This window comes from Limnohabitans sp. 2KL-1 (genome assembly GCF_003063435.1).
Lineage (GTDB): Bacteria > Pseudomonadota > Gammaproteobacteria > Burkholderiales > Burkholderiaceae_C > Limnohabitans_A.
The window spans coordinates 144,558-167,375 of sequence record NZ_NESL01000003.1 but is presented as its reverse complement, the minus strand read 5'-3'; the positions used below and the strand labels follow the sequence as shown (position 1 = coordinate 167,375).

At 58.4% G+C, this 22,818-nt stretch carries 21 protein-coding genes; 12 read left to right on the top strand and 9 right to left on the bottom strand.

The annotated features are described in order from the left end of the window. Positions 1-20: 20 nt before the first annotated feature. Positions 21-1,289 (bottom strand): DUF4010 domain-containing protein, encoded by a 1,269-nt coding sequence (locus tag B9Z47_RS08890; RefSeq protein WP_108330901.1) that lies wholly within the window; start codon positions 1,287-1,289, stop codon positions 21-23. Positions 1,290-1,512: 223 nt separating this feature from the next. Between B9Z47_RS08890 and pstS the strand changes: the two genes are divergently transcribed. The 9 genes from pstS (at position 1,513) to lplT (ending at position 10,825) form a co-directional block, all read left to right on the top strand. Further along, the gene (gene pstS, locus B9Z47_RS08885; protein WP_108330900.1) at positions 1,513-2,532 is read left to right on the top strand and encodes a phosphate ABC transporter substrate-binding protein PstS; all 1,020 of its coding nucleotides are present in this window, start codon (positions 1,513-1,515) and stop codon (positions 2,530-2,532) included. A 123-nt stretch (positions 2,533-2,655) separates the two neighbouring features. After that, positions 2,656-3,633, top strand: a complete 978-nt coding sequence (gene pstC / locus B9Z47_RS08880) for a phosphate ABC transporter permease subunit PstC (protein ID WP_369912081.1) — start codon at positions 2,656-2,658, stop codon at positions 3,631-3,633. A 13-nt stretch (positions 3,634-3,646) separates the two neighbouring features. Beyond that, positions 3,647-4,495, top strand: a complete 849-nt coding sequence (gene pstA / locus B9Z47_RS08875) for a phosphate ABC transporter permease PstA (RefSeq protein ID WP_108330899.1) — start codon at positions 3,647-3,649, stop codon at positions 4,493-4,495. A 20-nt stretch (positions 4,496-4,515) separates the two neighbouring features. Further along, positions 4,516-5,295 (top strand): phosphate ABC transporter ATP-binding protein PstB, encoded by a 780-nt coding sequence (pstB, locus tag B9Z47_RS08870; protein ID WP_108330898.1) that lies wholly within the window; start codon positions 4,516-4,518, stop codon positions 5,293-5,295. Positions 5,296-5,308: 13 nt separating this feature from the next. After that, entirely contained in the window at positions 5,309-6,007 is a 699-nt protein-coding gene (phoU, locus tag B9Z47_RS08865; RefSeq protein WP_108330897.1) for a phosphate signaling complex protein PhoU, read from the top strand. Then, positions 6,004-6,699: a phosphate regulon transcriptional regulator PhoB gene (phoB, locus tag B9Z47_RS08860; protein ID WP_108330896.1), complete on the top strand. Its 696-nt coding sequence runs from the start codon at positions 6,004-6,006 to the stop codon at positions 6,697-6,699. Before phoU ends, phoB begins: the two co-directional genes overlap by 4 nt. Positions 6,700-6,702: 3 nt before the next feature. Then, a complete protein-coding gene (gene phoR / locus B9Z47_RS08855) occupies positions 6,703-8,037 on the top strand; it encodes a phosphate regulon sensor histidine kinase PhoR (protein WP_108330895.1) in 1,335 nt (444 codons plus the stop codon). Between the two features lie 96 nt (positions 8,038-8,133). Beyond that, positions 8,134-9,591 (top strand): UDP-glucose/GDP-mannose dehydrogenase family protein, encoded by a 1,458-nt coding sequence (locus B9Z47_RS08850; protein WP_108330894.1) that lies wholly within the window; start codon positions 8,134-8,136, stop codon positions 9,589-9,591. Continuing rightward, the gene (lplT, locus tag B9Z47_RS08845) at positions 9,584-10,825 is read left to right on the top strand and encodes a lysophospholipid transporter LplT (protein ID WP_108330893.1); all 1,242 of its coding nucleotides are present in this window, start codon (positions 9,584-9,586) and stop codon (positions 10,823-10,825) included. The genes B9Z47_RS08850 and lplT overlap by 8 nt, the downstream gene beginning before the upstream one ends. Here lplT and B9Z47_RS08840 read toward each other — a convergent pair. Beyond that, positions 10,814-12,016, bottom strand: coding sequence for a glycosyltransferase family 1 protein (locus B9Z47_RS08840; RefSeq protein ID WP_108330892.1), 1,203 nt, complete (start codon positions 12,014-12,016; stop codon positions 10,814-10,816). The two genes, lplT and B9Z47_RS08840, sit on opposite strands and share 12 nt — an antisense overlap. A gap of 145 nt (positions 12,017-12,161) precedes the next feature. Here B9Z47_RS08840 and B9Z47_RS08835 point away from each other — a divergent pair, with 145 nt between their 5' ends. Further along, on the top strand, positions 12,162-12,770 hold the full coding sequence (locus B9Z47_RS08835; RefSeq protein ID WP_108330891.1) for a hypothetical protein: 609 nt from the start codon (positions 12,162-12,164) through the stop codon (positions 12,768-12,770). A 55-nt stretch (positions 12,771-12,825) separates the two neighbouring features. On the opposite strand, the gene B9Z47_RS08830 is transcribed toward B9Z47_RS08835, so the two are convergent. Next, on the bottom strand, positions 12,826-14,457 hold the full coding sequence (locus B9Z47_RS08830; protein WP_233253729.1) for an aminotransferase class III-fold pyridoxal phosphate-dependent enzyme: 1,632 nt from the start codon (positions 14,455-14,457) through the stop codon (positions 12,826-12,828). Positions 14,458-14,515: 58 nt separating this feature from the next. Between B9Z47_RS08830 and asd the strand changes: the two genes are divergently transcribed. After that, complete coding sequence (gene asd, locus B9Z47_RS08825; RefSeq protein WP_199226336.1) at positions 14,516-15,394, top strand: archaetidylserine decarboxylase; 879 nt, start codon at positions 14,516-14,518, stop codon at positions 15,392-15,394. Positions 15,395-15,468: 74 nt separating this feature from the next. Next, complete coding sequence (locus B9Z47_RS08820) at positions 15,469-16,107, top strand: ParA family protein (RefSeq protein ID WP_158271653.1); 639 nt, start codon at positions 15,469-15,471, stop codon at positions 16,105-16,107. A gap of 87 nt (positions 16,108-16,194) precedes the next feature. Here the strand turns inward: B9Z47_RS08820 and B9Z47_RS08815 are convergent, their stop codons facing one another. From B9Z47_RS08815 to B9Z47_RS08790, 6 genes are read right to left on the bottom strand one after another with little or no spacing between them, the layout of a single operon-like run. Further along, positions 16,195-16,908 (bottom strand): phosphatase PAP2 family protein, encoded by a 714-nt coding sequence (locus tag B9Z47_RS08815; protein ID WP_108330888.1) that lies wholly within the window; start codon positions 16,906-16,908, stop codon positions 16,195-16,197. Then, entirely contained in the window at positions 16,905-18,485 is a 1,581-nt protein-coding gene (locus B9Z47_RS08810) for a glycosyltransferase family 39 protein (protein ID WP_108330887.1), read from the bottom strand. The genes B9Z47_RS08815 and B9Z47_RS08810 overlap by 4 nt, the downstream gene beginning before the upstream one ends. Then, the gene (locus B9Z47_RS08805) at positions 18,482-20,068 is read right to left on the bottom strand and encodes a glycosyltransferase family 39 protein (RefSeq protein WP_158271652.1); all 1,587 of its coding nucleotides are present in this window, start codon (positions 20,066-20,068) and stop codon (positions 18,482-18,484) included. Before B9Z47_RS08805 ends, B9Z47_RS08810 begins: the two co-directional genes overlap by 4 nt. Then, positions 20,055-21,065 carry a glycosyltransferase family 2 protein gene (locus B9Z47_RS08800; RefSeq protein ID WP_108330885.1) on the bottom strand — a complete coding sequence of 337 codons (1,011 nt, stop codon included), beginning with the start codon at positions 21,063-21,065 and terminating at the stop codon, positions 20,055-20,057. Before B9Z47_RS08800 ends, B9Z47_RS08805 begins: the two co-directional genes overlap by 14 nt. Beyond that, positions 21,062-22,120 carry a lysylphosphatidylglycerol synthase domain-containing protein gene (locus tag B9Z47_RS08795; RefSeq protein WP_146185773.1) on the bottom strand — a complete coding sequence of 353 codons (1,059 nt, stop codon included), beginning with the start codon at positions 22,118-22,120 and terminating at the stop codon, positions 21,062-21,064. Before B9Z47_RS08795 ends, B9Z47_RS08800 begins: the two co-directional genes overlap by 4 nt. Beyond that, positions 22,015-22,782 carry a phosphatase PAP2 family protein gene (locus B9Z47_RS08790; RefSeq protein ID WP_158271651.1) on the bottom strand — a complete coding sequence of 256 codons (768 nt, stop codon included), beginning with the start codon at positions 22,780-22,782 and terminating at the stop codon, positions 22,015-22,017. Before B9Z47_RS08790 ends, B9Z47_RS08795 begins: the two co-directional genes overlap by 106 nt. Positions 22,783-22,818 lie beyond the last annotated feature (36 nt).

The window sequence follows — 22,818 nt, the reverse complement described above, 5'->3', positions numbered from 1 at the left end:
CAAGCAGTGCGCTGCCATTTTCAGGACCAAAATGGCGCGCTCTGGACCCACAAGCTGAGCCACACCGCCGTGATGGCGGTGATCAGGCCGGGCAGGAACTGCATGGCAAAGGCTTTGCCGCCGACCAGGGTGGCCATCACGGCTTTGCTGATGCTGTTGGTGCTGACGGCCAGCCAAATGGCCAGCTGGGCCTGGGGGTGTGCGACCAGGCCCTGATCGACCAGGCCACCCATGGTGGCCACTGTGGCGTGGGCATCGACCAGGCCGGACAGGGCGGACGATGCCAGCGCGCCCGTATCACCCCAGGTCTGGTTCAGGCCCGTTGTGATCACGGTGACCGCCAGCAAGGCCAGGGCCAGCCACAGGCTTGACACCAGATCGAAGGCGTGTCCCTGGATGGCCATGTCGGGCGTGCTGTCGGCTGCGGGGTGCGCCTGACTTTTCCACAGCGCAAAGGCCAGGCTGACCGCTGCGCCCAGGCCCATGGGCACCAGCATGCGGCTGAGCAGTTCAGGCAGCGCCAGGGTCACCAGCAGGCCCAGCTGAATGAAGGTGGACACGGTGGAGAGCAGGGCACCCGAGGCCGCCGTCTGCAGCTGGGCGGGCTCTGATCGGGCCAACCGGGCCATGTTGGCCACGGTCGCTGTGCTCGACACAAAACCACCCAGAAACCCGGCCCAGATCAGGCCACCATGGCGGCCCAGCAACCTTTTGAAAATGTGCCCCAGAGCGCCAATGGTCATGACCAGAATCACGAATTGGGTCAACTGGTTCCAATTGACCGCACCAAAAGGCCCCATGAACCGATCAGGTGCCAAGGGCAGGACGATCATGATGGCGGCCAGAAAGACGATCAAGTCCTCCAGTTCCTGTGGCGTCATGGCCTTGCGCACAAACCGATGAATGCGCTCTTTTTGCGCCAGCAGTGCCGTCAGCACAATGCCCACCACGGCCGCCAGGGCCGCGTTGCCCACCGACATGGCGCCGAGTAAAAAAGTCAGCAGGATGGCGATTTCGGAAGTCATGCCCGGGTCGTGCTGGCGCGATTGCTGATAGGACGCCCAGGCCAAGGCGCCGATCACCAGCAAGGCGGCGGCCAGCAAGACCCCGGAGCCGACGGTTTGCGCGGCAAAACCGCACAAGGAGGCGGTGGCAAAGGTGCGTATGCCGGCGGAGCGTCTGAGGGGACCTTCGCCTTTGCGTCGCTCCCGTTCGGCACCGACCAGCAGGCCGATGCCCAAGGCGACCGAGAGGTCAAACAAGACAGAACCAGCGACAAGACCCGGCATGGCAATTTTCGTGAAAACAGGGGTTTTGATGGTAGCCCTGTCTGGGCCTTGATGGCTTGATTTGGGGCATGTGCCGAGCCCAAGCTGAGGCGATGGTCATCAGAATATGACTTTTTGACACGGTATTGTCACAATTGGGGGCTACATTCGAAAAGGGTGCCAGGCCATGCTGTTGATCAGTGCTTGGAGTCTTGAGTTTTTTCATCCTTAACCAGGAGTTGACATGTTGAAATTGAAATCCGTCATGGCCGCTGTGGGCCTGAGCGTTCTGGCTGCCACCACATGGGCTGCCGACATCACGGGCGCTGGAGCCACTTTCCCTTACCCCATCTACGCCAAGTGGGCTGAAGCCTACAAAAAAGAAACCGGTACCGGCCTGAACTACCAGTCCATCGGCTCTTCTGGTGGCATTCGCCAGATCCGTGCCAAGACCGTCACGTTCGGCGCATCCGACGCCCCTGTGCCCGGCGCTGACTTGGACAAAGATGGCATGGTGCAGTTCCCGGCCATCATTGGTGGCACAGTGCCCGTGGTGAACCTGGAGGGTTTCAAGCCCGGCGAATTGCGCATCACCGGTCCCGTCATGGCCGAGATGTTCATGGGCAAGATCACCAAGTGGAACGATGCCAAGTTTGTGGCTTTGAACCCAGGCAAAAAACTGCCTGACCAGGCCATCACCGTGGTGCACCGCGCCGATGGTTCGGGTACCACTTACAACTGGACCGACTACCTGACCGCGATCAGCAAAGAGTGGGCTGACACCGTGGGCAAAGGCGCTGCCGTGAAGTGGCCAGCTGCTTCGTCGGTGGGTGGCAAGGGCAACGAAGGCGTGGCCGCCAACGTGAACCGCGTCAAGGGTGCGATCGGCTACGTGGAATATGCCTACGTCAAGAAGAACAACATGAACTTCTTGCAGTTGCAAAACGCCGATGGCAAGTACGTCAGCCCTGACGACACCACCTTCGCGGCTGCTGCTGCCGGTGCTGATTGGTTCAGCGTGCCTGGCATGGGCATCTCGATGGTGAACGCCAAGGGTGCCACCAGCTGGCCTGTGAGCACGGCCTCGTTCATCTTGATGTACAAGGACCCGAGCGACAAGAACCTGTCCAAGGAAGCCATCAAGTTTTTTGACTGGGCGTTCAAGAGCGGCAAGGGCCTGGCTACCGAGCTGGACTATGTGGCTTTGCCGGACGCGCTGACCAAGCAAATTCGCGAGCGTGTCTGGACCCAGATCAAGAACTGATCATCCTCGAAAGGATGTTGCCTGGCGACATCCTGCCCTGCAGCCCCGCCATCGCGTGATGCCGGGGCCTGCATGTTGAAAGTGAACACGATGCAGTTGTCTCAAGGAATCAATATGGACCCGATGGCCGTGACGGACAGCGCGACCCAAGCCAACATGATGGCGGTGGTGAAGCGCCAACGTGTACAGGATTTTTTCTTCCACAAGATCACCATGGGTTTTTCCCTGCTGGTGTTGTGTGCCTTGATGGGCATCATCATTTCACTGCTCATCAACGCCTGGCCTTCGTTTGCCAAGTTCGGTGTCGGTTTTGTCTGGCGCGTGGAGTGGGACATCATCAACGGTGAGTTCGGCGCAGCGATTGCCATCTTTGGCACCCTGGTCAGCGCGTTGATCGCCTTGGTGATCGCCGTGCCCCTGTCGTTCGGCATTGCCGTGTTTCTGACCGAAACCTGCCCCACTTACCTGCGCCGCCCGCTGGGCACTGCCATCGAGTTGCTGGCGGCCGTGCCGTCCATCATTTACGGCATGTTTGGCCTGTTCATTTTTGCGCCTTTGTTTGCCGAGTACGGTCAACCCGCATTGCAGTCCACTCTGGGCCAGATGCCCTTGATTGGCGGCTTGTTTGGTGGTGCCATGAACGGCATCGGTATTTTGGCAGCAGGCATCATTTTGGCCTTCATGATTTTGCCCTTCATCGCGGCCGTGATGCGCGATGTGTTCGAGATCGTGCCCCCCATCCTGCGCGAGTCGGCTTATGGCCTGGGTTGCACCACCTGGGAGGTGGTTCGCCACATCGTCTTGCCCTACACCCAAAAAGGCGTCATCGGTGGGGTCATGCTGGGCCTGGGGCGCGCGCTGGGCGAGACCATGGCGGTCACTTTTGTGATCGGCAATTCGCAGCGCATCAGCGCCTCATTGTTTTCGCCAGGCACGTCGATCGCATCGACGCTGGCCAATGAGTTTGGCGAAGCCGATGACTTTCACCTCACCACCCTGTTTGCGCTGGGCTTTTTGCTGTTCGTGATCACATTTGTGGTGTTGGCCTTGGCCAAGATCATGATCATCCGCGCAGAAAAAGCCAAAGGCACCAAGACCTGAAAGGCCTGACACCATGAACCTGAGTATTTATGCACGACGCAAGCGCGTCAACCAGATCGGCCTGACTTTGTCCATGCTGGCCATGGCCATGGGTTTGTTTGTGCTGCTGTGGATCTTGTTCGTTCTGTTCAAGAACGGCATCTCTGCCATCGACTGGGCCATGTTCACCGAGTCCACACCGGCACCCGGCTCCGAAGGTGGCGGTCTGGCCAATGCCATCGTGGGCAGCGTCATGATGGTGCTGGTCACGGCCTTGGTCAGCACACCCATCGGTATCTTTGCCGGCGTGTACCTGGCCGAATACGGCGACGAAAGCAAGACCGCTGAGCTGACCCGTTTTGTCACCGACATCATGCTGTCCGCGCCTTCCATCGTGCTGGGCTTGTTTGTGTACGCCATTTTGGTGGCGCAGGTGAAGCACTTTTCGGGTTGGGCCGGTTCGCTGGCCTTGGCGCTGATTGCCATTCCGGTGGTGGTCCGCACCACCGAAAACATGTTGCGCCTGGTGCCAGGCAGCTTGCGCGAAGCCGCGTTTGCACTGGGTGCACCGCGCTGGAAAGTGGCGACCTTCGTGACTTTGCGTGCCGCCAAGGCGGGCGTGATGACCGGTTTGCTGCTGGCGCTGGCCCGCATCAGCGGTGAAACTGCACCGCTGCTGTTCACCGCCTTGAACAACCAGTTCTTCTCATGGGACATGAACTCGCCCATGGCCAACTTGCCTGTGGTGATTTTCCAGTTTGCCATGAGCCCCTATGACAACTGGGTCCGTCTGGCCTGGGGTGGCGCATTGCTCATCACCCTGACGGTGCTGGTCCTGAATATTTTGGCCCGCGTGTTCTTCCGCGAAAAAGTCAAAGCCTGATTGAAAGACAAGGTTTCCCTATGCCCAATACCTCTTCGCTTCCGCTTCCCAATGCGATTGAAATTCGCGATCTGAGCTTTTTCTACGGCACGTTCAAGGGCCTGAAAAACGTCAACCTCAACATTGCCGAAAACAAGGTCACCGCCTTCATCGGCCCGTCGGGTTGCGGCAAGTCCACTTTGCTGCGCACGCTCAACCGCATGTACAGCCTGTACCCCGGTCAACGTGCCGAAGGTCAGATCAATTTTTATGGCCAGAACATTCTGGACGCCAAGCAGGATTTGAACTTGCTGCGTGCCCAGGTGGGCATGGTGTTCCAGAAACCGACACCGTTCCCGATGTCGATTTACGACAACATCGCTTTTGGCATTCGTCTGTATGAAAACCTCAGCCGTGCCGACATGGACGAGCGCGTCGAGTGGGCTTTGAGCAAGGCGGCCATCTGGAACGAGGTCAAGGACAAGCTGGGTCAAAGCGGTTTGTCGCTGTCCGGTGGCCAGCAGCAGCGTCTGTGCATTGCCCGCACTGTGGCGGTCAAGCCCAAAGTCATCTTGCTGGACGAGCCCACCTCGGCGCTCGATCCGATCTCGACCGCCAAGGTCGAAGAGTTGGTCAGCGAGTTGAAGAAGGACTACACCGTGGCCATCGTCACGCACAACATGCAGCAAGCGGCCCGTGTGTCCGACTTCACGGCTTACATGTACCTGGGCGAGTTGGTTGAGTTCGGGCAGACCGAGCAGATCTTCATGAAACCCGCCCGTCAAGAGACCGAAGACTACATCACTGGCCGTTTCGGCTGATCAGGAGCACACCATGGAAAAACACATTTCAAGTCAGTTCGATGCGGACCTGACCAACGTCTCTTCCCGCGTTTTGGAACTGGGTGGCCTGGTGGAGTCGCAGACCCGCCACGCGGTCTATGCCTTGGCGCAGTTCAGCCTGGAAGTGGCCGATCAAGTGATCGCCACCGAAAAGCAGGTCAACACGCTGGAAGTCGAGATCGACGCCGAACTGGCTTCCATCATTGCGCGTCGCCAGCCGACGGCCCGCGATCTGCGTTTGTTGATGGCGATCTCCAAAATCACGGCCAATTTGGAGCGCGCAGGCGATGAGGCCGAGCGCATTGCCCGCATGGTCAAGCTGATCCTGGAGCAGGGCAGCCCCCGCAATTTGCCTTCGTCGGAATTGCGCGTGGCGTCCGATTTGGCTTCCGGACTGTTGCGCAAAGCCCTGGATGCTTTCGCGCGTCTGGATGTGAACACGGCCCTGGTCATCCTGAAAGAGGACGACCTGATCGACGCCGAGTTCAATGGTTTCGTGCGCAAGCTGGTCACCTACATGATGGAAGACCCGCGCACCATTTCGGCCAGCCTGGATTTGCTGTTTGTGGCCAAGGCCATCGAGCGCATCGGTGACCATGCCAAGAACATTGCCGAGTTTGTGATTTACGTGGTCAAGGGCGCGGATGTGCGTCACACCGCCCTGACCGATATCGAAAAAGCGGTGCGATGAGAAGTTTGCCGAGGATTTTGATTGTCGAGGACGAGTCGTCGATTGCCGAACTCATCTCGGTGAATTTGCGGCACAACGGTTTTCAGCCCGTTTGGGCCATGGATGCCGAGTCGGCCCAGCGCGAGCTCGATGAGATCTTGCCGGATGTCATCTTGCTGGACTGGATGCTGCCGGGCGAAAGCGGCTTGGCGCTGGCCCGTCGCTGGCGTGCCTCGGCACGCACCAAGGCCGTGCCCATCTTGATGCTCACGGCCAGAGGCGATGAGGCCGACCGTGTGGCAGGGCTGGATGCCGGGGCAGACGACTACATCGTCAAACCGTTTTCACCGCGTGAATTGCTGGCGCGCATCCGTGCGGTCTTGCGTCGGCGCGTGCCCGAATCGGCAGGTGGGGCGGTGAAAATTGGCGATTTGCAACTCGATGCCGACACCTACCGGGTCAGCTGGCAGGAAAAACCCCTGAAGGTCGGCCCCACCGAGTTCAAGCTGCTGCAGTACATGATGCGGCATCCGGAGCGCGTGCACACCCGGGGCATGTTGCTCGACAAGGTGTGGGGTGACCACGTCTACATTGAAGAGCGCACCGTGGATGTGCACGTCAAGCGTTTGCGTGAATCGCTGGGCGATGCGGGCAGCATGATTGAAACCGTGCGGGGCGCAGGCTACCGTTTGACGGCCGCACCTGCGGTGTGAGCGATGTGGGTCCCTGTACTTGAAATCCTGACGCTGTCGCTGCTGGTGGCCGCGCCTGCGTGGTTCTGGGCCGGTCAGCTTTGGGCGGCCATCGCGGTATGCGTCTTGTTGTTGTGGATGGTGCTTCGGCAGATCTGGAAAGTCAGGCGGCTGGAGCGGTGGCTGTCGCAGCCGGATTGGCGCACTGAATTGCCCTGGAAGGGCGTGTGGGCCGAGATTGCCCAGCGCATTCAGCGGCAATTACGACTGAAGGACAAGCAACTGCTGGTCAGCGAACAGCGTCTGCAGTATTTTTTGCAGGCCATTCAGGCTTCGCCCAACGGCGTGACCTTGCTCGACGCTGAGGGCCGCATCGAGTGGTGCAACGCGACGGCCAGCAACCACCTGGGTCTGGACCCGGTGCGGGATGTGAAGCAGCACGTTGTGCATTTGCTGCGCGATCCGGTGTTTTCTCGCTATTTTGCGCAGGGCCAACACGATTCTGAAGTGATCATCGACGGCCGTTCCAGCTCTTTGATGCAGGTGCCCAAACTGTCGGTGCAGTTGCATGCCTATGGCGAGGGGCAGCTGCTGCTATTGAGCCGGGACATCACCTCGATCACCCTGGCCGATGCCATGCGCCGTGATTTTGTGGCCAATGTGTCGCATGAAATTCGCACACCCTTGACCGTCTTGAGCGGGTTTGTGGAAACCCTGCTGTCCATTCCGCTGGACGAGCAGGAGCGACAGCGCTATTTGCAAATGATGTCTGTGCAGGCCGAACGCATGCAAAGCCTGGTCGCTGATTTGCTGACCTTGTCCCAGCTGGAAGGCAGTTCGCCACCGGGCAACCACGAGCAGGTGCCCTTGCCGGCCTTGATGGCCCAGGTGGCCTCGGATGCAGAGGCCCTGTCGGCTGTGCTGTCCGGCCAGGACGGGGAAGACCGGGGGCCGGTGCATCGGCTGATTTTTGAGGACACGCCCGATTGGGCCTTGCTGGGCGCACGCTCGGAACTGCTCAGTGCCATCTCCAATCTGGTCAGCAACGCGGTGCGCTACACACCTGCGGGCGGGACAGTCCGGGTGCAATGGCTCAGAGGCCCCGAGGGGGCTGCGTTTTCTGTTTCCGACACCGGGCCGGGCATCGCGCCCGAGCATTTGCCTCGTCTGTCTGAGCGCTTTTACAGGGTGGACCGCAGCCGCTCGCGCGAGACGGGCGGCACAGGCTTGGGCTTGGCCATTGCCAAGCATGTGGTGCAACGCCATGGCGGCGACCTGCGCATCGAAAGTCAGGTGGGCAAGGGCTCGACTTTCACGCTGTTCTTCCCAGCCAGCCGGGTGGTGCCCCTGGCGGATTGAACCAGGCCCCGCTTGGGGCTTGTCACTGGAAATTCTTCGAACTGACTTCAGCGCTTCATTTGCCCACTCGATCATCTGCCTATTGGAGGACGAGCGATGCGCATCACAGTGGTGGGTTCAGGTTACGTGGGCTTGGTCACAGGGGCATGCCTGTCGGACCTGGGTTTCAAGGTGGTTTGCCTGGACAAGGACGAAGACAAAATTCGTGCCTTGCAAGAAGGCGAGGTGCCGATTTTTGAGCCCGGTCTGAAAGAGCTGCTGAACAGAAATCGGGCCGATGGCCGCATCCGTTTCACCACCGATGCCTGTGAAGCCATCGAGCATGGCGATGTGGTTTTCATTGCCGTGGGCACGCCCGCTTCGGAGGATGGCTCCGCCGATCTGGGCCATGTGTTGTCGGTGGCCTCCACCATCGGTCGGTATCTCAAGGGGTTCAAGCTGGTGGTCAACAAATCCACCGTTCCGGTGGGTACGGCCGACAAAGTCAGGGCGGCCATTTCCCATGAACTGGTGCACCGCGGCATGTCACCGGATTTGTTCGATGTGGTCTCCAATCCTGAGTTTCTCAAGGAAGGTGCGGCCATCGACGATTTCATGCGGCCTGATCGCATCGTGGTGGGGGTGGACGAAGGGCTGCACCATGCCCGCAGTCAGCGCATGATGGGTGATTTGTATGCCAGCTTCAACCGGCACCATTCGCGCACCGTCTGGATGGACGTGCGCAGTGCGGAGTTGACCAAATACGCCGCCAATGCCATGTTGGCTGCACGCATTTCCTTCATGAACGAGATGGCCAACCTGGCCGATGTGCTGGGGGCGGATGTGGACCACATCCGCCGGGGCATTGGCGCGGACAGTCGCATTGGCCATAGTTTTCTGTATGCCGGCTGTGGCTACGGCGGCAGCTGTTTCCCCAAAGACACACAGGCTTTGGTGAGCACGGCCAGGGCTTATGGGCAAACGATGTCGGTGGTCGCGGCGACCGAACAGGTCAATGAGCGGCAGAAACTGATCCTGGTGGATCGCTTGGTGCAGCGCATGGGCGGTGATTTGCGCGGTCGAAAAATCGCGGTGTGGGGTTTGGCTTTCAAACCCAATACCGATGACATGCGCGAGGCACCCAGCCGCATGGTCATTCGCCAGTTGTTGCTGCGTGGTGCACGGGTCAGTGCTTACGACCCTGTGGCCAGTGGGGAAGCCATGAAAGCCTTGCGGCTGGATTTTGCCGATGACGCAGAACATCTGGAGCGTCTTGGCATGGCCGCAGGAGAGATGCAAGCCCTGCAGGATGCCGATGCCTTGCTGGTGCTCACCGAATGGAAGAACTTTCACAACCCGGATTTCGAAGCCATGAAGGCCTTGATGCGCTGCCCGTTCATTCTGGATGGGCGAAATTTGTACAACCCCGAGGCCTTGGCTGAATGCGGCATCGCTTACCAAGGGGTCGGGCGGCGCAACGACCTGGTTCAATGGCTGAAGTTCGAAGCCGTGCCTGAGGGACTTGCGCATGCGCTGAACGATGACCACGCGAGCGCTGTGTCGGTGAATGCCTAAGGGCTTTTATTTTCTGATCCTGGCGCAGTTTGCCAGTGGTCTGGCAGACAACGCATTTTTGATCTTGGGCGTTTTTTTTCTCCAGGAACAAGGCTATGCCGGGTGGTGGGCGCCCTTGCTGAAGTTTTCATTGACCTTGTCTTATGTCTTGCTGGCCAGTGTGGTGGGGCCCGTGGCCGATGCCTTTCGCAAAAGCCACTTGATGGCCGCCATGAATTTTTTGAAACTCACCGGCGTTGTGTTGCTGCTCTCTGGGGCTTTTCCCTTGCTGGCCTTTGCTTTGACGGGGCTGGCTGCAGCACTTTACGCACCGGCCAAATACGGCTTGGTCAGCGAATCGGTACCGACCCCCTTGTTGGTCAAAGCCAATGCCTGGCTGGAGGTTTCCGTGGTGCTTTCGGTGATGCTCGGTGTGGCCTTGGGGGGCTGGCTGATCCATTGGCAACCGCTGGCGCAATCGTGGGGCCCCGGCCCTGATGACACACCCTGGTTGCAGTGGTGGGTGCCGACCCGCATCCTGGGGGCCTTGGGGGTGGTGTGCTGCATCTACGGGGTTTCCGCTGTGCTCAATTTGGGCTTGAACCGTTTGAACGCTGTGCGTCACCACGATTGGTCCTGGAAAGACATGCGTTGGTCATTGTTTTGGGAGAACAACCGCCAACTGTGGGCCGATCCCTTGGGCGGCGTGTCCTTGTATGTCACCACATTGTGCTGGGGCGTGGGGGCAGTGCTGCAATTTGCCGTGTTGGTCTGGGCGCAAAAAAATGCGGGTTTGAGTTTGCAGCAAGGGGCTTATTTGCAGGCGGTGGTGGCCTTGGGCGTGATGGGTGGTGCCGCGATGGCCGCTTGCACCTGCCGCATTTTCAACGCCCGGCGCGCCTTGTGGTGGGGTCTGGTGATGGCCGCGCTGCTGCCCTGCATGGCCATCACCCATACCTTGTGGGTGGCCGTGCCGATGCTGCTGCTGGCGGGCTGGTCGGGCGGCATGCTGCTGGTTCCCATGAATGCTTTGCTGCAGCACCGGGGCTTGAAGATCATGAACCCGGGTCGCTCCATTGCCGTGCAGGGCTTCAACGAAAACCTGAGTGTGCTGCTCATGCTGGGCGCATACAGCATTTTGCTGGCATGGGAGGTGCCTTTGTTGCCCATCATGGGGCTGTTCGCTTTGCCGCTGTTGGCTGCAGCACAGCCTTGGCGGCTGATCCGAGCGCGCAGGCGGGCTTCAAATTTTTGAGTTGCGCAACAAGGCGTCCCGAAAGATGCTTTCCACCTGGGTGGCGATTTCTTGCCAGTCCCATTGCCGGATGCTGCTGTGGGTGTGTGCTCGGGCGGCACGCAGGACACCCGGTTTTTGGGTGATCTCGAGGGCCTTGAGCACATACCGCTGTGCATCTTCACCTTGCACCAGCCAGCCATTTTTGGCGTCTTCAATCAACTCCGAGGCCGCAGCGCAATCAAATGCCAGCACGGGTGTGCCACAGGCCAGGGCTTCCAGCGTGACATTGCCAAAAGTTTCAGTCAGGCTGGGAAACAGGAACAGGTCTGCGCTGGCATAGGCGGTGGCCAACTCGGCGTGTGAGCACATGCCCATGAAGATCGCATCCGGACACTCGGCCTGGAGCTGAGTTCGATAAGGTCCGTCCCCTGCAAAGACCAGTTGGATGCGCCGCTTGTTTTGTTGGAGCACCTGGTAGGTGTTGACGATCAGTTGGAGATTTTTTTCGGCAGCCAGTCGCCCGACCGACAAAAGCACCAGTGTGTCTTCATCGGCTTGCCATTGCGCCCGCTGGCTCTGGCTGCGCTGGCCGGGGTGGAACAACTGTGTGTCCACGCCGCGAGCCACCACGCGCAAGTTGTCAAAGCCAGAAGCTTGCAATTGTGTTTTGAGGGCGTTGGTCGGCACCATGGTGCACAGGGTCCGATTATGGAACTTGCGCAAATAAGCCACGATGGGTTTGCTCAGCCAGCCAATGCCGTAGTGTTTGCTGTAGCTGTGGAAGTTGGTCCTGAAGTCCGAGGTCACGGGCAGGCGCAAGACGCGCGCAGCTTGCAGCGCAGACCAGCCCAGTGGACCCTCTGTCGCAATGTGCACCAGGTCTGGTCTTTTAAGACTCCATGCTCTGACCAGGGATTTTTTGCTGGGAAAGCCAAGCTTGAGCTGAGGGTAGCGAGGGATGGGCAAACCCTTCAACAAAATTTCCGACCAGCCGGCCTGTTCGGAGCCCATGTCGTGTTTGTCCTGGCGTGGGCGGATCAGCTGGATCGTGTGCTGGCGCTGACTCAGTTGGTGGATCAGTTTGGACAGTGTCAGGGCCACACCGTTGACTTCGGGCGGCCAAGTCTCTGTGACCACAGCGATGCGCAAGGGCGGATTGTCAGGTTCGAAATGTTCCACCAGGATGCGAGCGGCGTGTAAAGAGTCCATGGCGGGATCTTGGCGGCGTCATTTAACAGCTTCATGACAAAGTTGTTTTTCACAAACAGCTGCAGCGCTGCCATCGCCCATCGGTGTCACTGTTTTTTCACACGAATTCATGATGATTCACGGACATTACTCATGAGGTGACGGTTTGAAAAATTTTCTCGAAGCATTGCGAATTCAGCGCTGGGATGACCACCGCTATTACCACCACTGCCGCATCAACCAGTCTTTGCATTTGCTCAGCGCCATGGCTTTCGTCGTGGCTTATGGGCTTTTGTTTGTTGACCCAGCCATGGCCGCGTTGGTGGCCTGGATGGTGTCCATGACCTCGCGTCAGGCCGGTCATTTTTTCTTTGAACCCTTGGGTTACGACCACGTCAACAAAGCCACCCAAGATTTCAAGGAAGAGATCAAAGTCGGCTACAACTTGCGCCGCAAGGTGGTGTTGCTCAGTGCCTGGGCTTTGTTGCCTTTGCTGATTTTCATGAACCCGGGTTTCCTGGGGCTGTTGCCAGAGCATGAAACACTGCCTGAGTTCCTGCGCGCGGTGGGCTATGCCTGGTTGTATCTTGGCGTTGCGGCTTTGCTGTTTCGCACTGTGCATCTGTTCATCTTGCAAGACGTTCAGACCGGCCTGGTCTGGATGACCAAAATACTGACAGACCCTTTCCACGACATTTATCTCTACCACAAAGCCCCATGGCAACTGCTGCATGGTCAGCGTTTTGCCGACCAGGATTTGCACGCCAGTCGATGATTGCGGTGTCTTGATCGGGCCACCCTCAGTGCAGACATGGGATGGCCCGATGGCATCAGCGAAACAAGGTTTCTTTCAGGATGCGACGGCGGATGGATCGGTTGGTGAGCGTGGGTGTGTGCCACCACCAACCGTCTTGCTGCATCTGTTGGGTGGCCCATACAAAGCGCTGAACAACCGCCTCAAAATCGGCATCGCTGTAGTTGAGGCTGAAAATCAACCGACCTGTTCCCACCCAACTGAGTGCCAGACCATGCAGCCTGAGGTAGTACTGCAGCATCCAGTTGTAGCGGCTGGGCTGTGTGTAAAACAGTGTCCACACGCTCGACATGTTGGCGGCCTGCAAGGGCACGCCCTCGGCCTGCATGGTGCGGTTGAAGTGTTGGGCTCGGGCATTCCAGCGTTCATCGAGCCCTTCGTACAGGGCTTGGGTTTCGGCTTTGCCCAGTTGGTCCAGAAACGCCGACATGGCACCCATCACCGCCGGGTGGGCATTGAAGGTGCCCCGCGCAAAGCAGATGTCGGCAGGTCGGTCCGAATGAAAGCGGTGCATCCACTGCGCTTTGCCGCACACCACGCCGACCGGGAAACCGCCGCCCAGGGTTTTGCCATAAGTGACCATGTCGGCCTGCACGCCAAAGTAGGCCTGCGCACCGCCAGCGGCCAAGCGAAAGCCCAAGAAGACTTCGTCAAAAATCAGCACGATGCCTTTGTCGGTACAGACTTGACGCAGGGCCTTGAGCCACACGGTGTAGGCTTGGCGGTCATAGGCGGCGCGTCGGCTGCTGTCGACCAGGGTCGAGTCTCCTGGCGCATTGGCATTGGTGTGCAAGGCCTGCAAGGGGTTGATGAGCACGCAGGCGATGTCCTTGCGGGTGCGCAGCACGTCCAGGCTGCGTTCGTTCATGTCGCTGAGCGTGTAGGTCTCGCGCGGTGGCATGGGGTTGCCAGGGCCGGGTTGCACGTCTTCCCACCAGCCGTGGTATGCGCCGCAAAACCGGACGATGTTTTTGCGGCGGGTGTGGTAACGGGCCAGACGAACAGCTTGCATGACGGCCTCGGTGCCCGACATGTGGAACGACACCTCGTCCATGCCCGAAATGGCTTTCAGACGTGCGGCATTGCTGGCCACGACCGGGTGGTAAGAGCCCAGTACCGGACACATCGCCTGGGTGAGGGCCAGGCCCTCGGCCATGGTGTGTTTGTAAAAGTCGGCACCGAACACGTTCACGCCATACGAACCTGTCAGGTCATAAAAGCTTTGACCGTCCAGGTCGGTGACTTGCACGCCTTGCGCCGACTGCAAAAAAGAGCCGACCTTGAGGTGTTTTTGAACCAGAGGGCTGAACTGGAAAGGCACCCGGTAGGCCGCGATGAATTGCATGTCCGAGATGTCTTCGCGGGCGGCGGCTGTGGCTTCGATGCTCAGGCGGTGACGCGTTTGAAGCGTTTGGCCCAGCTCAAAAAAGGCCTTGCGGCGCAGGGCCTGCACATCGGCCGGAGCCCCGTCACAGCCGAAAAATTCAGCCTCCTCGAATGCGTAGCCCGGCAGCCAGCGGGCCAGGCGTTTGGCCATGCGCGAATGGCCCGCCAGCGAGCGGTGTTTGGCCCGGGAAAGTTGTATGCGCCGGTAAGCCGCGGGTGCCAATGCGGCCAGCGCGCCCAGACTGATCCATGTGGAGTTCACAGTTGATTTCCTGATGTGTCAAAGAAATTTCTTTTTATTCAATTTGAGTGACAACACGATGAAGACTCGCCAACAGTTTCAAAAATGGATGCTTCAGGAAAACCTGAACTTCTTGCTGACCAACCGCATTCCCCGCATCACCCTGACCCGCTTCATGGGCTGGTGGAGCCAGATTCGCCACCCCTGGGTGGTCAAAGGCTCCATGGCGGTTTGGCGTCTGTTCACAGACCTGGATCTGAGTGACGCCAAGCAAAAGGAATTTGACAGCCTGCACGCGTGCTTCACGCGAGAGCTGGTGCCCGGGGCCCGAGTCATGAACGCCGATCCGGCTTTCATGACCTCACCGTGCGATGCCATCGTTGGCGCTTGTGGTGATATCCGCCGGGGGGAGGTCTTTCAGGCCAAGGGTTTTCCGTACCAACTGCAAAGCTTGTTGGGTGCGTCAGAACGCTGCCAACCGTGGCTGGATGCGTTGGAAGGCGGTAAATACCTGACCTTGCGCTTGACCAGCAGCATGTACCACCGTTTTCATGCACCCCACGACGTGCGGCTGAACCATGTGACTTACATCTCGGGCGACACCTGGAACGTCAACCCGGTTGCACTCAAACGTGTCGCCCAACTGTTTTGCAAGAACGAACGCGCCGTGTTGCACATGCAAACGCAAGGCGGTGTGCCCTTTCTGATCGTGCCAGTGGCGGCTGTTTTGGTGGCCAGCATGCGTTTTCACGCGGTGGATGTCTTGCTGAACCTGCGATACAAGGGGCCGAACGAAATGCCCTGCAATGCCACGTACACCAAAGGCCAGGAGATGGGCTGGTTCGAGCATGGCTCAACCATTTTGCTGTTTGTGCCACCAGGATTTGAATGGGTCGATGGCCTCGAACCTGGCCAACGCATCAAGATGGGCCAGGCGTTGTTGCGCGGCGTGTTTTAAAGACCTCGGCCCCTGAACGGGTCAAGCGGCCAAATCAAGTGCCAATTTTTTTAATTTTTATTCAAGGTGTGACCATGCGAATTGCTTCTTTTGTCGGTCAAAAAGGTGGGGTGGGGAAAAGCACATTGGCCCGCGTGTTGGCCGTGGCCGCTGCACGTCAAGAATACAAAGTTCTGATCGGAGACTTTGATCTGGAGCAGTTGTCTTGTGTGGAATGGAGTGCGAGCCGTCTGCGCAACAACATCGAACCCGAAATTGAGGCCAGGGCATTCAAGAGTCTGAAAAAACTGCTCAAAACGGTGGTGGATTACGACTTGATCGTTGTGGACACGCGTGGTCTTGCCGACGAGTTGACGCAAGATATCAGCCAGGAAAGTGATGTGGTTTTTTTACCGACCAGTACGTCCATGGACGATTTGCGACCCACATTGGCTTTGGCCAGACGCTTGGCAAAGACCAAAACGGTGAGCAACAAAATCGTGATCGTGTTGTCCAAAACAGGGCGCTCTGATCGTTTGTTGGAACAGGCAGAAGCCACCATTGCAGAGGCAGGCTTTGACATGTTGAACGCAGTTTGGCCAGAGCGCGATGGTTTCCAAGCAGACCTCGATGTTGGCAAGGCGGGCAGTGAAGCCACCAACCCCTACCTCAAACAGGCTGCAGTGGAAGTTGAATCGGCGATGTTGACGCTGGCTTTGGGGCGCAAGGGGTGAAAACGCGATGGGGCTGCCGACATGGGGCGTCGCCACACCTGAAAACAGGTGACAGAAAATTCGGCTGTCATCTGCGCAAGCCCATGTTCAAATCAGAATTGTTTTTTGACGTGCCGATTCCAGTCTGAGTCTGGAATGCCGCCAATGCAACCAGATTTGGCGTATCAATAAACTGGTGCCCCATATGAACAGCATGGAGAAAACGACGTCGCTCAGAAAATGGCCGCCTTGTACGATGCGAACCAACCCAATGGAGGCTCCGACCATCGCGCTGAGCATCCACCAACGTCGGCGAGTTGCTGGTGCAGACCACATGCCCAAAGCCAACAAGCAAAAGCCAATGGCTGCATGGCCGCTGACAAATGAGCAGTTGCGATCGCAATAGCGACTGACATGCAGCGCAGGAACAAATGGCGCATATCCCCCCATGGTGTCTGTTTGAATCGGTCGGGGGCGTCCAACCTGGTTTTTCAGGCCTTCATGAACAAGCAGACCGACCCCGAAGACGACCACCAGCACCCATGCGAGGCACTTTCTCCAGAGACTGCGCGCAATCCATGCAGGATGCATGATGCGAACGCACAGCACGGTCAATGCCAAAAAGGTCAGCAACCAGCCAATACGGGGCGCCCAAACATAGACAGTTTGAACAGCTCTCCAACGGTCCGCTGGAAAGACACCTTGACCTTCATGGAACTGATGAGCCAGCCACATATCTAGCTCGGGCCAAGACAAAAACACGAAGCAAGCCAAAACAAAGCCTGTTGCCCAGTTGAACCAGGATTGATGACGAGATTTCATGGTGTATCCAGCCTCCACAGGTCAAGGGTACGACCTGCTTCAGTGTGGCTGTGGAGCCATTGACGATGCGGAAACAGTTCCAGCCACTGAGCCGTCCAGGGGTTGGGTTGGGTTGTGATCAACAAAACAGGCAGGCCTTTGCCTTTTGCGCTGTGCGGGTCAAATGGATCGCTCATTTCGTAGTGGTGCTTGGGCAAAGCCTGGGTGGGCCAGGCCTGCGGGCGTCGGCCTTGTTCGCGCCAAGCGTAGGCGGCATGCGCAATGAGCGCACGCTCTGAGGCCACAATCTTTGACTCTGGGAACTGCGCCAAATGTGGTGCCATGGACTGCAAAGCGGCGTCCCAGCCACGGGCGCGAGCCCACAGATCCCAGCGAGTGCCTTGGCTTTTTGCATCCAGATGCTGGCGCCAATCGCCGCCGAGTGAGACGGTAGCCCCCACCATGGCACCCAGTATCAACACCAGCCAGGGACCACGCCATGACAAAGTGGTCAGGCCCTGCCACAGGGCCAGCATCAGGGCCAGCATCAGGGCCAGCATCAGGGCGAAACCCAACACGGCCGGGGCAGGCCAGTTCATTTCTGCCTTACCCTGCAGAGACTGCATGAGGCCAAGCAGCCAAATGGGCCATGTCCAAGTCCAAGCCCATTCCATCAGAGGTACGCCCCCAGTTTTTGGGCGTGTCTCATCGGTCCGTTTGGGGGCTTTTTGCCGCCAGCGTATGAACCCAAACACCCCGGTCAAAAACACGACCGGTCCGACCAGTACCCATTGGCTGGCGGTGTACTTCAAGGCCGAAAAAACAGCTCCGGCGTGTTCAGCTGAATCGCTGCCCGCCAACAATTCAGCGGTGTGCCTCAGTGTGGGCCACCCGTGTGTCTGATTCCACATCGCATGAGGGATCAAAAGTACGCCGCACACCATGAAGGCCAGGGCAAGGCCTTGCCAAATGCTGGCATGTCGTTGTTTGAACGCCAACCACAGTGCGCTGACGACCGCAACACAGGCGGTGTATTTCGACAGCAGAGCCAGAGCCAAAAGGATGCCCCACAGAACCCACGGCCAAAGCCGTTGTGGTGTCTGCATCGCACGCCAGAAAAACCACATCAGCAAAGCCCAAAAAAAGAGCAAAGGCCCATCGGTTGTGGCCACCTGGCCGATGAGCGCAAAGACCAGCATGGCGCTGGCCAATGCCGCCGCCCATGCACCCACGAGCAAGCGAGTACGCACGGGCACATGCGGTGCTTGATCGCGAAACATGTCCCACACCAGACGCCACAACACCACCGGTGTCAGTGTCCATAAAAAAACCACCAGACTGCGTACCCCGGCGATGCCGTCCCCAGCCAAAAGGGTGGACAGTCGGATGAGTGCAGGCAAAACCGGCGGTTTGGAAAAGTAACCCCAAGCCAGATCCCGCGACCAGTCCCAGTACTGTGCTTCGTCCACAAAAAGGCCTGCACCACTCCACCATGACGCCGACAGTCGCCAAGCGAATAACCCAGGCACCAGAGCCCACAAGAACCAAAGCGCGGTCCGTCGGTCGCGTGCGTTCAAAACCGTGTTTTCAGTGTTCATGGCTGTTGTGTTGTCTTTGCCGGTCGGAACAAAACCATGCCTTGCGCTCGTGCCAGTGTTTCCCCGTGGGTCCCAGCCGTGAGCCGGGATTCGGGCATCAAGATCACATCCATGTGTTCATCTTTCCCGAGCAGGGCTTGCTGTCGATAAAAAGCGAAAGAAGGCCAATTCCCGCCCATTTGTCCTACCGCTGCGGGCCTATCGCGTGATGCAAGCCCCAGTGTTTTGATCGGTCCCTGCAAGGTGTTTGCCCACCAGGGCCAGACCACCAGCGTCAGCACCGTGGCGTGTATCAGGGCCATCAGAGACAAGACCCCTGAGTGATGACCCAGCCACAGCAGGCGCTTGCGCCAGAAAACGATGAAGGCGACAAATACCATCCACACGGCCAAAATCGGGAGCAGCGAAATTCGTTGCGCTGCATGCATGAACACGGGCGACAGTTCCTGTGCAACCAGCGCAGGCGATGCCATCAAGATCAGCGGCAGGCCCACCAGGAAGGCGTGCCACACCATCCATGTGCCCGCGTACAGCCAACCATGCCATGCCTGCATGCGACCGGCAGTGGCCGCCAGCAAAACCACAACCCCTGGTGCAGCGTAAATGCCGTAATGCGGCAGTTTGGTGGCCGAAAAGCTGAAAAATACAAAGACAAAGACCGTCCAGATCAAGGCTCTTTGGGTCGTGGCATCTCGCCAGATGTCACGCCATCTGCCCCACCAGACGAGCATGAGCGGCGACCAGGGCATCCAAAGCAGCGGCGCAACCACCGCGAAATAAAACCAACTGCCAGCATGGCCTTCCATGGGCGCCGTAAAACGGTCGATGTTGTGCTTCAAAATAAAGCCATCCACAAAGGTCTGACCATGCCGCCAATAGGCATAGGCATACCAGGGCAATGAGACCGCCAGCATGGTCAACCAGGCACGGCGGTTGACCAAGGCGCGCCACACCGGTTGCCACGTTCGCGCACTCAGGCAGCTGAGCCATAAACTGGCAACCGGAATCAAAAATGCGACAGGGCCTTTGACCAAAAGGCCCAAGCCCATCCAAAGACCCAGGCGGCCCAAAGCAGGCAAGTTTGCAGTTTCCAGATACCGCCACAGGTCCAGTGCGCTGAGCATCAGACACAAGCCCAACACAGCGTCCGCCGTGGCCGCGTGTGCCATGGCCCAGCTGCCAAAACTGGTCACGTGGATCACTGCCGCCAACACACCCGCACGCAGCCCCCAGCGGTGCATGACAAAGTGCCCCACCGCCAAAGCGGCCAGCCATGTGGCCAAGGCCGATGGCAGACGCAAGGCAAATTCAGTCAGACCCAAGACCGTGGCGCTGAGTCCTTGCAGCCAATAGATGCCCATGGGTTTGTCGAAGCGATCTGCGCCATTCAAAGTGGTGTGCCCCCAGTCGCCTGATGACAGCATTTCCCGGGTGGCTTCAGCAAACGCACCTTCATCCACGTCGAACAGTTCGGGTTGCCCCAGCCCCAACAACAGGAAAGCCAACAGGCCGAGGCTCAGGGCTGCCAACCGCAAGGAAATGCCTGCAGCGGGGAACAGCGACAACGGCTCAGTTCGCAACATGCCAGGCCTCGGCATCAGAAGGCTGAACATGCTGCCTTGTGTGGTACGCCAAGGACTGTCCCCCATCAAAATAGGTGCGCATCAGCATTTCAGACAAAACCCCCGTGGTCAGGAATTGCAAGCCTGCCACCACGCAGAAAAAACCCAGAAACATCAATGGACGCGTCCCAATGTCGTCACCCATCAGTTTGAGCACGGCCAGATAGGCCAGCATGAGTCCCCCAGCGCCGCTGACCAGCAAACCCAGCCCACCAAAAAAATGCCCAGGACGGGTACCAAATCGCAGAAAAAAATGGATCGACAGCAAATCCACCAAAACGCGCAGGGTTCGGGTAATGCCATATTTGGACTGCCCTTTGGTGCGTGCATGGTGACTGACCGCCACTTCCGCCATGCGATCGGGCGAGGTGACGGTGGCCATCCAAGCGGGGATAAAGCGATGCATCTCACCATACAACCTGATCTTGCGGACCACATCGGTGCGAAAAGCCTTCAGGCTGCATCCCAGGTCCTGGAATTCCAGGCCGCTGACACGCCGTATCAGTCTGTTTGCCAACTTGGAAGGCAGTTTTCGCAAGAGCAAACCATCTTGACGGTTTTGTCGCCAGCCCGCCACCAGATCCAGGTCATCCTCCAGCAACTTGCCGACCAACCTTGGAATGTCTTGGGGGTCATTTTGCAGATCGCCATCCATGGTGACGATCACATCGCCACGTGCCATGTCGATGCCCGCTTGCATGGCGGCGGTCTGACGAAAGTTGCGCAGCAGTCGCACGATTCGAATGTGCGAGCCCACCTCGCTGGCACGCATGCTCAGCCGCCTCCAGGTTTGGTCGCTGCTGCCATCGTCCACCACGATCAGCTCCCAAGGATGCGGGTAGTCGTGCAGTGCGGATTGCACTGCATCGATCAGGTCTTGGGCGAGCTCTTCCTCGTTGAACATGGGCACCACCACTGAAAGGCGATGTGGCGGTAATTCATGCGGCAAACAGGTCATGGGTCCAATCTCTCTGTATCAATCTTGTGAGGCCCGGGTTGTCCCCATGCCGCCAGCACTGCATAAAGACCCGCGAGGCCCAGTGAAACTGCCAGGCAAAAACCGTGCACCAGCAACGCCGCCATGCCGAAAATGGGGGCTGAATCGAGTGGCAAGCCCGATAACAGCCAGACACCCGCTTCATAGGTGCCTAATCCGGCAGGGCCTTGAACAGGTAGCAAGGCTGCGAGTTCTCCGCCCAGTGCGCCTGCCAAAGCGCGTTGGTGACTCAGACCCATCACCTCGGGCGTCATGGCATGCAGCAAAGAGGCGACCACCGCGATCTTGATCGCCCAGTTGCCGAGGCTCAACCACCAGCCACTGTGACGGCTACGGCCATGCAAGAAAGGGCTTAGCTTGGCCGACCAGCTTGGCCGATGGGTTAATAGTTTGAGGATCAGCTTTCTTGGCACGAGCAGAGCTGAGCATAAAAAAATCGCAAACAAAACCCGCCAAGTGAGCGGAAGACCAGGCCACAAAATCAACGCCAAGAGGCCGAGCACCATCAGGTCTTGCAATCGCAACCACATCAGGCTGTGCATGGCCTCTTGCCAGCTGGCACCAAACATCTGTCGCACGAGCAGCGGGTAGCCCAACTCCCCGGCGCGCAATGGCGTCAGCAGTACCGCAGCGTTGTGAAATAACACCAAGCGCATGGCTTGTGACCCACGCACTTGACGTTTCCAGCGCCACTCCTGGCGTAATCTGACTGCCCGTAAAAAGAAGGTGCATGACCACATCAGTGCAGCAGTCACCCAGCCCCAAAAGGGGACGGCACGCCACAAAATGAACAATTCATCTGCGTTCAGCTTTGCCGATGCCCAGGCGAGCAAAGCAAGCGCCAGGACAAAACCGGTCAACAAAGCCATGGCCTTGAAGTGAACGCTTGAATGCTTGGCGCTTGACCCGGTCATGCCAATTGCCGTTGCCATTTCGATGCGACCGATGTGAGCACCCATGCTGTGATCGTCATGCGCGCCAAAATCATGCCCAGACCTTCCGACGGCTGCATCCAAGTCAAGACAAGCAAAAAGACTTGCAACCAGATGATCAGCGCCTGCGAACGGGCCGATGTCAGCCTCGTTGCCCAGGGTTGCACGCGTTCCCACTGTTGGGCCAGCATGACCAGTAACCAACCCAAACCCAGTCCGGTCAGCACGTCACCGGGCCAATGTGCCCCTACAGACAAACGCGAAAGTGCCACAAGACCGCAAGCCAACAACATCAGCATGGAAAGCCATGGACGTTTTTGGTGGAAGCCAAAAAACAGCAGAGCAGCCATTGCGCCTGCAGTCATGGCATGACCCGATGGCATCGAGTGCCCCAGCATAGGCGGCTGCCCGACAATGTTCAGCAATTCGCTCTCCAGCACGGACAAGGGCCGCGCACTGTTGTCGATGGCCTTGAGCAGGACTGACGCTGGGATACCCATCAACCACGTCTTGAATACAAGCGCCAAGTCAACGCATCGATCAAAGAAAATGACCATAAGCAAGATCAAGCTTTGGCCAGCGTCACCCCATTGCGTCACAAACAGCCAAAACTGATCAGGCAGCCAGACTTGCCGGTGCCCCCAAATCAGCCATTCGTGGTCCACCGCAGAGTGGTGCAGCGTCACGCCAGACACCATGCAAAGGGTGGCCAAAATCACTGTGCAGCGCCAGATTTCCCAGGGCATTGCTTGGAACAAAACCGATTCCTCTCGCACAACTGT